Annotated in this window: 10 protein-coding genes; 2 read left to right on the top strand and 8 right to left on the bottom strand. The window is 72.7% G+C overall.

The features are described from left to right. The first annotated feature begins 26 nt into the window (after positions 1–26). Positions 27–638, top strand: a complete 612-nt coding sequence (locus ATM99_RS03905; RefSeq protein WP_062101624.1) for a PH domain-containing protein — start codon at positions 27–29, stop codon at positions 636–638. Between the two features lie 29 nt (positions 639–667). Here ATM99_RS03905 and ATM99_RS03900 read toward each other — a convergent pair whose 3' ends face one another. The 7 genes from ATM99_RS03900 to ATM99_RS03870 form a co-directional block, all read right to left on the bottom strand. Further along, positions 668–1,744 (bottom strand): ABC transporter permease, encoded by a 1,077-nt coding sequence (locus ATM99_RS03900; protein WP_082659233.1) that lies wholly within the window; start codon positions 1,742–1,744, stop codon positions 668–670. After that, the gene (locus ATM99_RS03895; RefSeq protein ID WP_062101623.1) at positions 1,741–3,270 is read right to left on the bottom strand and encodes an ABC transporter permease; all 1,530 of its coding nucleotides are present in this window, start codon (positions 3,268–3,270) and stop codon (positions 1,741–1,743) included. Before ATM99_RS03895 ends, ATM99_RS03900 begins: the two co-directional genes overlap by 4 nt. Before the next feature lie 211 nt (positions 3,271–3,481). Beyond that, entirely contained in the window at positions 3,482–5,272 is a 1,791-nt protein-coding gene (locus ATM99_RS03890) for an ABC transporter family substrate-binding protein (protein ID WP_223304794.1), read from the bottom strand. Between the two features lie 319 nt (positions 5,273–5,591). Then, positions 5,592–6,242 carry a 4a-hydroxytetrahydrobiopterin dehydratase gene (locus tag ATM99_RS03885; RefSeq protein ID WP_062101621.1) on the bottom strand — a complete coding sequence of 217 codons (651 nt, stop codon included), beginning with the start codon at positions 6,240–6,242 and terminating at the stop codon, positions 5,592–5,594. A gap of 57 nt (positions 6,243–6,299) precedes the next feature. Continuing rightward, positions 6,300–7,385, bottom strand: coding sequence for a redox-regulated ATPase YchF (ychF, locus tag ATM99_RS03880; protein WP_062101620.1), 1,086 nt, complete (start codon positions 7,383–7,385; stop codon positions 6,300–6,302). Between the two features lie 79 nt (positions 7,386–7,464). After that, positions 7,465–9,021, bottom strand: a complete 1,557-nt coding sequence (locus ATM99_RS03875) for a hypothetical protein (protein ID WP_062101619.1) — start codon at positions 9,019–9,021, stop codon at positions 7,465–7,467. Further along, positions 8,997–9,890, bottom strand: a complete 894-nt coding sequence (locus tag ATM99_RS03870) for an ABC transporter ATP-binding protein (protein ID WP_082659231.1) — start codon at positions 9,888–9,890, stop codon at positions 8,997–8,999. Before ATM99_RS03870 ends, ATM99_RS03875 begins: the two co-directional genes overlap by 25 nt. A gap of 126 nt (positions 9,891–10,016) precedes the next feature. On the opposite strand from ATM99_RS03870, the gene rmuC reads away from it, so the two are divergent. Beyond that, a complete protein-coding gene (gene rmuC, locus ATM99_RS03865) occupies positions 10,017–11,402 on the top strand; it encodes a DNA recombination protein RmuC (RefSeq protein ID WP_062101618.1) in 1,386 nt (461 codons plus the stop codon). A 125-nt stretch (positions 11,403–11,527) separates the two neighbouring features. Here the strand turns inward: rmuC and ATM99_RS03860 are convergent, their stop codons facing one another. Then, the gene (locus tag ATM99_RS03860) at positions 11,528–12,556 is read right to left on the bottom strand and encodes a 4-hydroxy-3-methylbut-2-enyl diphosphate reductase (protein WP_082659246.1); all 1,029 of its coding nucleotides are present in this window, start codon (positions 12,554–12,556) and stop codon (positions 11,528–11,530) included. Between the last annotated feature and the right edge of the window lie 209 nt (positions 12,557–12,765).

Here is a 12,765-nt window from a genome sequence, read left to right as displayed (position 1 = left end):
CGCGGTGCTCCTGAGATCATGACGGGGTGGAACAGCAGTGGACGTACCGGCCGCGCAGCTCGGCCGTGCTCACCGGAGCCACCTGGCTCGTCGCCGTGGGTCTGACGACCGCCGAGGTGGTGACCGGCGGCGCTGCCGCGGGTCTGCGCGCCCTGCCGGGCGCCCTGCTGGCGGCGTTGCTGGGCTGGGCGGTCTTCTACCGACCGCACGTCGTGGTGGACGAGACCGGCGTGCTCGTCGTCAACCCCCTGACCACGACGCTCGTGCCCTGGGCGGCCCTCATCGATGTGCGCACGCGGTTCACCTGCACGCTCGTGACCCCGCGCACGCGCGTCGAGGTCTTCGCGGCCCCCGGACCAGGACGCCACACGGCCGCGTCGGCGACCGCGCAGGACGTGCGCGCCGCGGGGCGCGGCGCCGCGGACGGTCGCGGCGCCGTGAGCATCGGCGAGCTGCCGGGCTCCCCGTCCGCGGTCGTCGCCCGCCACGTGCGCGAGCGCTGGTCCGCGCTCGTCGAGGCCGGCCGGCTCGAGGCCGGTGTCGCGGACGAGACGCCCGTCGTGCGCCGCACGCACGTGCGCCTGCTCGGCTCCGTGCTCGCGCTGGCGGTCACCGCCGTCGTGCCGTACCTCGGCTGAGCCGGCACGACGCACGGTGCGCACCGGCGTCACGCGCCGTCCACGGACCCGACGGGTCCTGAACGAGGCTGCCCGTCGGTGCGGTCGGGCGCGGCGACGGCGGGCGCGGCACCGGCCGCGTCCGGGCGGCCGGGGCCCGACTCCTTCATGCGGCGCAGGGAGACCTTGCGCTGCCGCGGGTCGAACGCGTCGCGCAGGCCGTCGCCGATGAAGTTGATGCACAGGCAGATCAGCACGATGAACAGGCCCGGGAACCAGAACAGCCACGGCCGCGTGGAGAACGCCGCCTGGTTCGCGCTGATGAGGAGACCGAGTGACGTGTCGGGCGCACGGACGCCCATGCCGAGGTAGGACAGCGCGGTCTCGAGCAGGATCGCCGAGGACATGAGCAGCGTCGCGTTGACCGTGATGACGCCGACCGCGTTCGGCAGGATGTGCCGGAAGATGATCCGCGCGTCGCTCGCACCCGCGAGCCGGGCCGCGTCGACGAACTCGCGCTCGCGCAGCGACAGGAAGTCACCGCGTACGAGCCGCGCCATGCCGGTCCACGTGGTGAGGCCCAGGAGCACGCCCAGCACGAGCACACCGCCGTCCGCGTTGTACGCGATCACGGCGCCGATCAGCAGCACCGGGATGATGATGACCATGTCGGTCAGGCGCATGAGCACGGCCTCGATCCAGCCGCGGAAGTAGCCGGACGCGGCGCCGAAGACCACGCCGATGAGCGCGGAGATCATGCCGACCATGAACGTGATCGCGAGCGAGATCTGCGTGCCGCGCATCGTCATGGCGAAGTAGTCGCGTCCGACCGTGTCCTGGCCGAACGGGTGCTCGCCGAGCGAGAACGGGAACAGCTGCAGCGTCGGGCGCCCGCCGTTCTGGAGCACCGGCGTGTCGGTCCAGCGGTACTGCCACCAGCCCGGGATCGGGCCGACGCCCACGGACGTCAGGGCCAGCAGGACCACCAGGACGAGCAGCACGAGCGAGACGATCGCGCCGGTGTGCCCGAGGAACCTCTTGCGGACGAGGGCACCCTGGCTCATGCCGCGGAGCTCGCCGGGCACCTCCCGGGACTCGCGCTCGTCGGTCTGCGTCGTGCTGCTCATGCCTTCACCCTCACGCGCGGGTCGAGTGCGGAGTACGCCAGGTCGGCCAGGAGGTTGAACACCACCGCCGTGATCCCGACGACCAGGAACGTCCCCATGACGGGGTTGGGGTCCTGGTGGGTGAGCCCGTTGATGAACAACGCGCCCATGCCCTTGAACGAGAACACGTTCTCGGTGATGACGGCACCGCCCAGCAGGCCGCCGATGTCGTACGCGACGATCGTCGCGAGCGGGATCAGCGCGTTGCGGAACGCGTGCCGGACGACGACGACGCGCTCGGGCAGGCCCTTGGCGCGCGCCGTGCGGACGTAGTCCTGGCCCATCACCTCGAGCATCGACGCGCGTGAGTAGCGCGTGTACGACGCGAGCGAGATGAGCATGAGCGCGAGCGTCGGCAGCACGAGGTGGGTGTACTTGTCGAGCCCGTGGACCCAGAAGTCACCGCTGAGCCCGGGGGTCTCGGAGCCGATCGTCGCGACGGGACGGCCGCGCACGGCCGTGAAGTACGACGGCCACGCGATCATGAACCGGTCGAGCATGACGAGCCCGGCGACGAGGAACGACGTCAGCCCGGCCACACGCATCGACTGCCGGCGGTCGTAGCCGCCGAACAGGTAGCCGACGAGCACGCCCGCACCCACCGCGAGCAGCCCGAGCAGCAGGATCAGCGGGAGCGTCGCGCGGTCCAGCAGCGGCCGCAGCGCGAACATCGCGACCAGCGCGAGCGCGACCGTGACGAGCGAGGCGTACAGCGCGCGGCGGTTCTGCGAGCCCGCGATGAGGGCCGACAGGCCGACCGCGATGCCGACACCGGTCACGGCGACGAGCGCGGGGCCCAGCCCCGGGTAGCGGAACCACTGCGTCGCGCCCAGGTACCACAGCACCCCACCGGCGGCGACGGTCGCGACGGCGAACGTGATGAGCCGACGGCGCAGGTCTCCGCCCACGATCACCGCCCACACCAGCCCGGACACCAGCCCGACGACGACGACCGTCGCGATCGGCACGCTCGGGTCGGCGAGGAAGTTGTTGAACCGGATCGCACCGAACTCCTTGAGGAGCACGGCGACCCAGAACACGGGGAGCGAGAAGAACAGGAAGGTCAGGAACGTCACGCCGTAGTCGAGCGCCGAGTACTGGCGCAGCGCGGTGACGATGCCGATCGCGATGCCGACGACGATCGCGAGGACCGTGGCGACCGCGACCAGCTGGAGCGTCGAGGGGATCGCGGATCCGAGCGCCTGCGTGACGGGCTGGCCCTGGAGCGTGCGGCCCAGGTCGCACTGCCCGGGGACGACGCACTTGACGGCGCCGCCGAGCCACAGGAAGTACCGCACCGGCGCCGGGACGTCGAGGTTGAGCAGCGCCGAGCGCTGCGCCATCAGGGCGTCCTTGTTGGGGCGGTTCGACTCGCGGAACTCCGCCAGGGGGTCGCCCGAGAGGGCGACCAGCTGGTACACGAGGAACGACGCGCCGAGCAGGATCAGCAGCGACACACCGAGGCGCCGCAAGACGTAGGAAGTCATGTCTCTCGCTCTCGCACGACGGGGTCGGCGGCGGGGGGTCGCGCCGGCCTGTCGAGACGGGACGTGCAGGGGGACGCCCGATCTGTGTTCGGGCGCGGGTGGACAGAACTGTATCCCCCGGTCGGACCTTCCTGGTCCGCGCGCGACGGCGCCGGGACTGCGAGCTCGCGAGTCCCGGCGCCGTCGTCGTCACACCGGAGGTGTCAGCGGGTCAGTCGCTGACCGTCCACTCCCACGTGTTCCACCAGACACCGGCCTGGTTGGGGTTGTACTCGTTGACGCCGTCGACACGGTCGCCGACCGCGTCCAGACCGACCGACTGGAAGAGCGGCAGACCGTACGCGTCCGCGAACATGTACGGGTCGATCTCCTCCTGGATCGCCGCCTGCTGGTCCGTGTCGAGCGTCACGACCAGCTTGGCCGCCAGCTCGTCGACCTTCGCGTTCGAGTAGCCGTTGTAGTTGCCACCACCCGTGGTCGAGAAGATCTGCGGGACGCCGGCGACACCGATGCCGCTGTTGATCCAGCCGAAGATCGCGGCGTCGTACGAGCCGTCGCTCAGGCGCGAGCCCCACGCCGCGTCGCCCTGGTCGTCGATGACGAACCCGGCCTGCGTCGCCGAGGCGGCGATCAGGGTGTAGGCGTTCACGCGGTTCGGGTTGTTGACGTTGTAGAGGATGCGCACGGTCGGGCTGGTCACGCCGGCCTCGGCGAGCAGCGCCTTGGCGCCCTCGACGTCGGGCTCACCCGGGTAGTCGGCCGAGCCGTTGGACGCGACGCTGTCCTCGTACGAGGCCTGGGCCGGGACGAAGAGCTGCGAGTTGAGGATCTGCGCGTCGTCCTTCTGCGGCGTGATGATCGCGTCGAGGATCTGCTGACGCGGGATCGTCTTGAGGAACGCCTCACGGACCTTCTGCGCCTTCGCGGCGTCGCCGCCGTAGGTGGCCGGGTCGAACGGGCCGTTGTTGTTGAAGGTCAGGTCGATGTGGTCGTACGCGAGCTGGTCGCCCTGGTGCAGCGTGACGCCGTCGAGCGCCTTGAGCGCCGTCAGCGTGTCGGCCGAGGACTGCGGCGAGATGACGTCGACCTCACCGTTGCCGAGCGCCTGCACGGCCGCCGTGGCGTCCGGGATGGTGCGCATGATGATCGTGTCGAGCTGCGCCTTCAGGTCGCCCGTGTACTTGTCGTTCGGGACCAGCGTGACCGACTGGTTCTCGACGACGTCCGAGATGATGTACGGGCCCGAGGACAGGTAGAGCTCGGGGTCCGAGGGCAGCACGGTGGAGTCGTAGCCGGTGTTCCAGAAGTCGGCCACGGCGCGCAGCTCGGCGTTGTCGGCCGTCGCGGTGGGGGCGACGTCCGCCTGCGCCTCGAGCAGGTCGAGGAGGGCCTTGCCGTCGGCGAGACCGGCGTTCTTGGCCACCACGTGCGCCGGCGCGTCGGCCGCGAACGCGACCTCCCAGTCGGCGGCGGGCTCGGAGTACTTCAGGGTGATCGAGCGACCGTCCTCGCCGACCTCGGGGAACTCGGTCAGACCGAGCGTGGTGGAGTCACCCGCGTAGTCGAAGTAGGTCACGGTCTCGGAGTTGTAGTGGCCCGACTGGATGGCCCACGCGAAGACCAGGTCGTCGGCGTCGACCGGCTCGCCGTCCGACCACACGACACCCTCGTTGACCGTGTACTTGACGGTCAGCGGGTCCTCGGACTCGACCTCGTACGTGCCGAAGGACTCGTCCTTCTTCACCGACGGGTTGCCCGCCGCGAACGACGAGCCGTCGACGTAGTTGAACCACGAGCGCGTCGGGTACGTGATGAGCTTCGAGTTGATGTCGACGTTGCCGTTCGACGTGTTCGGGTTGAAGGACGAGAACTGGTTCGTCTCCGCCACCGTGAGGGTGCCGCCGCCGGCCGCCGCCGCCGACGAGCCGCCGCCGTCGGGCTCGTCCTGCGGGGTGTTCGCGCACGCGCTCAGCACGAGAGCGCCGGCCGCGAACAGGGCCACAGCAACGCTGGTCCGCCTGATCTTCAATGTTCCTCCTGAGACGTGGTGGACGTGGCCGCACGACTCCCTCGGTCGGAACCGCAAGGGGTCGGGGCGCGCTCGCCCGCCGGAATTGGGGCAACGCTAGCCCCGGAAGAGGTGAGGAATCAGACATGGACCGACGCCCATGTCGATCGTTACCTGATTGATACTGGTGAGTACCGTCCATCATACGAGACGCGCCAAGCGGAAACAGCCGCGTAACACGGATGACACATCCCACGATCGTGTGGTTCGCGTCACACCCCGCTCGTCACGGGGTGCGGCACCCCCGTGCGCCCTACCCCCGGTCCCGCCAGGTGCACAGGCACGCACGGTTGCTCTCCGGGTCCGCGAGCACGACGAAGCTCGGGGCCTGCGAGTCGTCCACCACCAGCCCGCCCGCCGCCACGGCCGCCGCGACCCGCGGCTGCAGCTGCTCGGGGTCCAGCCACACGTCGAGGTGCCAGCGCTGGCGCGGCTCCGCGGCACCCGAGCCCTGGAACCACACGGGCGGCTGCGCGTCGGCCGGGTCCCGGACCTCGTCGTCGACGCCCGGCGTCACCTCGTACCCGAGGAAGGCGGCCCAGAACGGCCGCACCGCGGCCGTGTCCGGGGTGTCGAGCGCGATCTCCGTGCGCTGCAGGTCGTCGCCGTCGGTCCGCAGCCCCGCCTGCGACACCAGGTGCGACACCGTCCGCGCGAGGTCCACGTCGCGCTGCGTGACGCCGCCCGCGTCGTGGCTCACGAGCCGCACGTCGACGCGGTCGTACCGCAGGTCGAGGTCGGGGTGGTGGCCCGCCTCCTCGGCGGCCCGCCCGATCGCGCCGACCAGCGCCAGCCCCGTCGCGAAGTCTCGCGTTGCGACCCGCGTGCGCAGGCCGTCGCCGAGGAACGTCCAGCCCGTCAGGCCGGCGTCCGCGACCTCCTGCCCGCCCAGCGTCGTCGCCACCCGCCCATCGTGGCGCCGGACCGCTCCCGTCGCACGGCGAGCGGTCGGACCGGCACGTCAGACGTTGAAGCGGAACTCCACGACGTCGCCGTCGACCATGACGTAGTCCTTGCCCTCGATGCGCGCCTTGCCCGCCGAGCGCGCAGCAGCGACCGAGCCCGCCTCGACCAGGTCCGCGAACGAGATGACCTCGGCCTTGATGAAGCCCTTCTGGAAGTCCGTGTGGATGACCCCCGCGGCCTGCGGCGCCGTCCAGCCCTGGCGGATCGTCCAGGCGCGCGACTCCTTGGGCCCCGCCGTGAGGTACGTCTGCAGGCCGAGCGTGTGGAACCCGACCCGCGCAAGCTGGTCGAGCCCGGCCTCGTCCTGGCCGTTCGCCTCGAGCATCTCGCGCGCCTCGTCCTCGTCGAGCTCGACGAGCTCGGACTCGAACTTCGCGTCGAGGAAGACCGCGTCCGACGGTGCGACGTGCGCGCGCAGGTCGGCCTGCATCGCCGTGTCGGCCAGGCCCGCGTCGTCGGTGTTGAAGACGTAGATGAACGGCTTGGTCGTCATGAGCTGGAACGTCGCGAGGTCGGCCGGGTCGATGCCCGCGGCACGCGCACCCTGCGACAGGATCGTTCCCTGCTCGAGCACGCCGAGCGCGGCCTGCGCGGCCGCGAGGACGGAGGCGTCGGTCTTCTTGGCGCGCACCTCCTTCTCGAGGCGGGGCACCGCCTTCTCGAGCGTCTGGAGGTCGGCGAGCACGAGCTCGGTGTGGATCGTCTCGATGTCGTCCTTCGGCGAGACGCGCCCGTCGACGTGCACGACGTCCGGGTCGGCGAACGCGCGGGTCACGACGCAGATCGCGTCGGCCTCGCGGATGTTGGCGAGGAACTGGTTGCCCATGCCCTCGCCCTCGCTCGCCCCCTTGACGATGCCCGCGATGTCGACGAACGACACGGTCGCCGGCAGGATCCGCTCGGAGCCGAAGATCCCGGCGAGCGTCGTCAGCCGCGGGTCCGGCAGCGGGACCACCCCCACGTTCGGCTCGATCGTCGCGAACGGGTAGTTCGCCGCGAGCACCTGCGCGCGCGTGAGCGCGTTGAAGAGGGTGGACTTGCCGACGTTGGGCAGGCCGACGATGCCGATGGTGAGAGCCACGGGCGACGAGTCTACGCAGCGCGGCGCCCGGCCCCGACCCCGGACGGGGGGAGGCCGGGCGCCGCGGCGTCCCGGTCGGTCAGTCGAACGAGCGCATGCGCTGCAGCAGGTCGGGCCCGCGGCGCTCGAGGACGGAGCCGCCGACGCGGACGCCGACGACCAGCAGGACCGCACCGAGCACGGCACCGACGGCGAGCGCGACCCACCCGAGCGCGGCCGAGCGCTGAGACACCGCCAGGAGCGCCAGCACGGCCGCGGGCGCGGCCAGCACGCCGACGGCGGTGAAGCCCGCCATCTGCGACGTGAACGAGGCGGCGTTCGCACCCTGCTTGGTGGCGAACGGGTTCTCGCCCGGCATCTGCACGGGGTAGACGACCAGCGCCGACGTGACGCTCGCGGCACCCAGCGACGTGAGCAGCAGGCCGAGGCCCGCCCCCAGCAGCGCGGGCAGCGCGTCGAACCGGTCCGCGTACCAGACGGTCCCGACCGTCACCAGCACCATCACGACGAGCCCGAGCGCGCCGGCGACGAGCACACGGCCCCAACGGTCGGTCACGCCGCGCACGGGTGCCGCGAGGTGGGTCCAGAACGCGGTGCCGTCGTAGGCCACGTCGGCCGAGATGCTCCAGCCCACGACGAACGCCGTCACCGGCCCCGCGATCAGCAGCAACGAGCTGCCGGGGGACGCGAACCCGAGCACGATCGGCATCGCCGGCACGATCGCGACGGCGATCGCGTAGCGGGGGTCCCTCAGCCAGTAGGTCGCGGCGCGCGCCGCGATCGCGCCGACCGGCGTCGCCGGCATCACGCCGAACCAGCCGAGCCCGCGCGCCCGCGCGTCACCCCCGGACGAGACGGGGTCCGTGAGCGTGCGGTCGAGCGCCCACGACCAGACGCGCAGCGCGACCAGGACCGTCGCGACACCGATCGCGAGCCGCGCGACCGCACCGAGCCAGTCACCCGCGGCCACGGCCGGCGCGACCGCCCACGGCGCGCCGATCGGCGTCCACGACAGCACGCGCGCCGCCGTGACGAGGCTCGCGAGCCGGTCTGCCGAGTCGGCCACCGCCGACATGATCGGCCCGAGGAACATGATCGGCAGGATCGCGACGGCCGCGACGACCTCGCGCACGCGGCGCCGGCCGATGACCGGCGCGAGCGCGGTCGTGGTCGCGCGCGACCCGATCGTGCACGCCAGCACGCCCACGAGCGCGCCCAGCAGCGCCGCGACCGCGGCGGCGGGCTCCCGCCACCACGACAGCGGTGTCGCGAGCGCGGTCAGCGCGGTGACAACACCGGGCACGCCGATGAGGCCCGCGAGCGTCAGCCCCGTGAGCAGGTCGCGCCGCGGCAGGCCGAACGTGATGAAGCGCCGCGGGTCGAGCGTCGCGTCCACGCCGAACGCGACGAGCGGGATCAGCCACCAGCCGAGCACGAGCAGCGAGCCCGCGACGACCAGCACGTCGGACCGGACCTGCAGGTCCGCGAAGCCGAGCGCGAACAGGCCCACGACCGCGCCGACCAGCAGGAACAGCCCGTACAGCGCGCCGACCACCATGCCGAGGACCTGCCAGACGCTGCGTCGCAGGCCGTTGCGCAGGAGCGTGAGCTTCAGTCGGACGAGGTGCGCAACCACGCGATGCCCTCCCCGCTGATGCGTCCACCGACGAGGTCGACGAAGCGCTCCTCGAGCGACCGGCCCGCGCGCACCTCGTCGACCGTGCCGGCCGCGAGGACGTGGCCCTGCGCGATCACCGCGACGTGGTCGCACATGCGCTGCACGAGGTCCATGACGTGCGACGACACGACGACCGTGCCACCGCCGTCGACGTACTGGTGGAGGATCTCGCGGATGTTCGCGGCCGAGACGGGGTCGACGGCCTCGAACGGCTCGTCGAGCACGAGGACGCGCGGCGCGTGCACGAGCGCGCACGCGAGCGCGACCTTCTTGGTCATGCCCGCGGAGTAGTCGACGACGAGAGTGTCGGCGTCCTGCGTGAGACCGACGGCCGCGAGCAGGTCGCGCGTGCGGCCCTCGACGGTCGGGCGGTCGAGGCCCTGCAGGAGGCCCGCGTACGTGACGAGCTGCGCACCGGTGAGGCGGTCGAACAGCCGCACGCCGTCGGGCAGCACGCCGAGGCTCCGCTTGACGCGGACCGGGTCGGCCCACAGGTCGACGCCTCCGACGAGGACCGTGCCGGCGTCGGGACGCAGCAGCCCCGTCGCCATCGACAGCGTGGTCGTCTTGCCCGCGCCGTTGGGACCGACGAGACCGTAGAACGAGCCCGCGGGGATCACGAGGTCGACGCCGGCGACGGCGACCTTGTCGCCGAACCGGCGCCACAGGCCGTGCAGCGAGAGGGCGGGCGCGCCGGCCGAGGGCCCGGGTCCGGTCGCGGGCTGCGGCACGGACCCGGAGGTCGGGACGGCGCCGGGCGCCGCACCCGGTCCGGTCTCGGGCCCGGGCTGCGGGACGGGAGGTGGTGTGGTCACGTCGTCGAGCATAGGGAGCACGTCCGACGCCCTGGATCGGCCGCGCGACGGATCTCGCGCCTCCGTCCCGGGACGGGGCACGGGGTCCCGTCCGGCGGCGGACGTCGTGGTGTCGGACGTCGCTGGCACGCTGCCCGCATGGACATCCCCGCCTCGCCCTGGCCGGTCGTGCTCGCGCTGCTCGTCGGCGGCGTGGTCGGCGGCGTCGTCGCCTGGGTGCTCGCGTCTGCGCGCACCGCTCGCGCCGCCGACGACCGGGTACGCGCCGCCGAGGTCGACGCCGCGCGCGCCCGCGCGCACCTCGAGGCCGAGCGAGCCGGTGCGGGCGACAGGTTCCGCGCCCTGGCGGACGAGGCGCTCGCGGCGACGAGCGAGCAGTTCCTCGCGCTCGCCCACCAGCGTCTCGCGGCCGAGCACCAGACGCAGGCCGGCGAGCTCGCGCAGCGCGAGCAGGCCGTGCGCGCGATGGTCGAGCCGCTCGGTCGCACGCTCGACCAGGTGCGGGCGGAGATCGTCGCGGCCGAGCGCGCACGGGCCGAGGGCAACGCGGCGCTCGGCGAGCAGGTCCGGGCCATGCGCGACGCCTCCGAGCAGCTGCGCGGCGAGACGGGGCGCCTCGTCACCGCGCTGCGCTCGTCGCAGGTGCGGGGGCGGTGGGGCGAGGTGCAGCTGCGCCGCGTGGTCGAGGCCGCCGGGATGCTCGCGCACGTCGACTTCGTCGAGCAGGAGCAGGTCCGCACCGACGACGGTCTGCTGCGGCCCGACATGGTCGTGCGGCTCGCGGGCGGCAAGCACGTCGTGGTCGACGCGAAGGTCGCGTTCCTCGGGTACCTCGAGGCGACCGAGACCGACGACGAGGCCGTGCGCGCGCAGCGGCTGGCAGCGCACGCCCGGCACGTGCGCAAGCACGTCGACGACCTCGCGTCCAAGCGGTACTGGGACCAGTTCGCCCCCGCCCCCGAGTTCGTCGTGATGTTCGTCCCCGCCGAGTCGTTCCTGCACGCCGCGGCGGACCAGGACCCGACGCTCGTCGAGTACGCGTTCGAGCGGAACGTGGTGCTCGCGACGCCCGTCACGCTGCTCACGCTGCTGCGGACCGTCGCCTACGCGTGGCGGCAGGACGCGCTGGCCGCCAACGCGCAGCAGGTGCTCACGCTCGGCAAGGAGCTGCACGGACGGCTCGCGACGATGGGCGGGCACCTCGCACGGCTCGGCCGCGCGATCGACGCGGCCGCGGGGGCCTACAACCAGACGGTCGGCTCGCTCGAGTCACGCGTGCTCGTCAGTGCGCGACGGTTCGCCGACCTGCACGTCGTCGACGCCGGCCTGGAGACGCCCGCACCCGCGGACCCGCGGCTCGCGGCGCTCAGCGCACCCGAGCTGGTCGCGTCGGCCGACGAACGGGTCGTCGCTCTCGAGGACCTCGCGCTCGGCGGAGGAACGGCGCGGCGGGACGAGCGCGCGTGGACCGACGAGTCCGCACGGCCCGCGCCGCCGCGGGACGACGCGTCCTCGACCGCCTGACGAGCACCACCGGGCGGCGGGACCGCACCGCACAGCACCGGGAGGTCGGACGGCCGAGAAGTCGGACGGGTGAGACGTCAGACGGGCGAGACGTCAGACGGGCGAGACGTCGGACGGGCGAGACGTCAGACGGGCTGGACGCTCAGCGGGCGACGCCCCTCGGGGCGCGGTCGGCCGGTCGGCTCACCCGCCGCCTTGAGGTCGGCGCGCAGCTCGCGCGGCAGCGAGAACATCAGGTCCTCGGTCGCGGTGCGCACCTCCTCGACCTCGCCGAAGCCGTGCTCGGCGAGGAGCGCCAGCACGTCGGAGACGAGGATCTCGGGCACCGAGGCACCCGACGTCACACCGACGGTCGTCGCGCCCTCGAGCCACGCCGGGTCGATCTCGGCGGCCTTGTCGACGCGGTACGACGACCGCGCGCCCGCGTCGAGCGCGACCTCGACGAGGCGCACGGAGTTCGAGGAGTTCGCCGAGCCGACGGTGATCACGACGTCGCACGACGGCGCGAGCTTCTTCACGGCCACCTGGCGGTTCTGCGTCGCGTAGCAGATGTCGTCGCTCGGCGGGTCCTGCAGGTGCGGGAACCGCTCACGCAGGCGGCGGACCGTCTCCATCGTCTCGTCCACCGACAGCGTGGTCTGCGAGATCCACATGACCCGCTCGGGGTCGCGGACCACCACGTGGTCCGCGTCGGCGGGCGAGTTCACGACCTGGATGTGCTCGGGCGCATGCCCCTGCGTGCCCTCGACCTCCTCGTGGCCGTCGTGGCCGATGAGCAGGATGTCGAAGTCGTCGGCCGCGAACCGGACGGCCTCCTTGTGGACCTTGGTGACCAGCGGGCACGTCGCGTCGATGGTCTGCAGGTTGCGCGCCGCGGCGGCCTCCTTGACCGCGGGCGACACCCCGTGCGCGGAGAACACGACGCGCGCGCCCTCGGGGACCGCGTCGGTCTCGTCGACGAAGATCGCGCCGCGCGCCGCGAGCGTGTCCACGACGTGCCGGTTGTGGACGATCTCCTTGCGGACGTACACGGGCGCGCCGTAGTGCTCGAGCGCCTTCTCGACAGCCACGACCGCCCGGTCGACCCCCGCGCAGTACCCGCGAGGGGCCGCCAGCAGCACGCGCTTGCGGGGCGCGGCGGGCTCTGCGGGCACGGCGGCCGCGTCGGTGCCGGAAGAGGTGGGGTTCACGCCCCCAGTCTAGGTCGGGCGGGTCGCGGCGCCCCGGGGCGACCGGGTGACGGCGGCCACGCTCACGCGACCTCCACGAGCCGGCGACGGAAGGTCCCCGTCGTCGCCCCCCACCACGCCCGGCCCCGTGCCCGTGCCCGTGCCGCCGACGGTGTCGCACGCGTGCGGCAGGC

Origin of the sequence: Cellulomonas sp. B6 (genome assembly GCF_001462455.1) — a bacterium.
Classification (GTDB): domain Bacteria; phylum Actinomycetota; class Actinomycetes; order Actinomycetales; family Cellulomonadaceae; genus Cellulomonas.
This window is presented reverse-complemented; position numbering and strand designations above follow the sequence as displayed.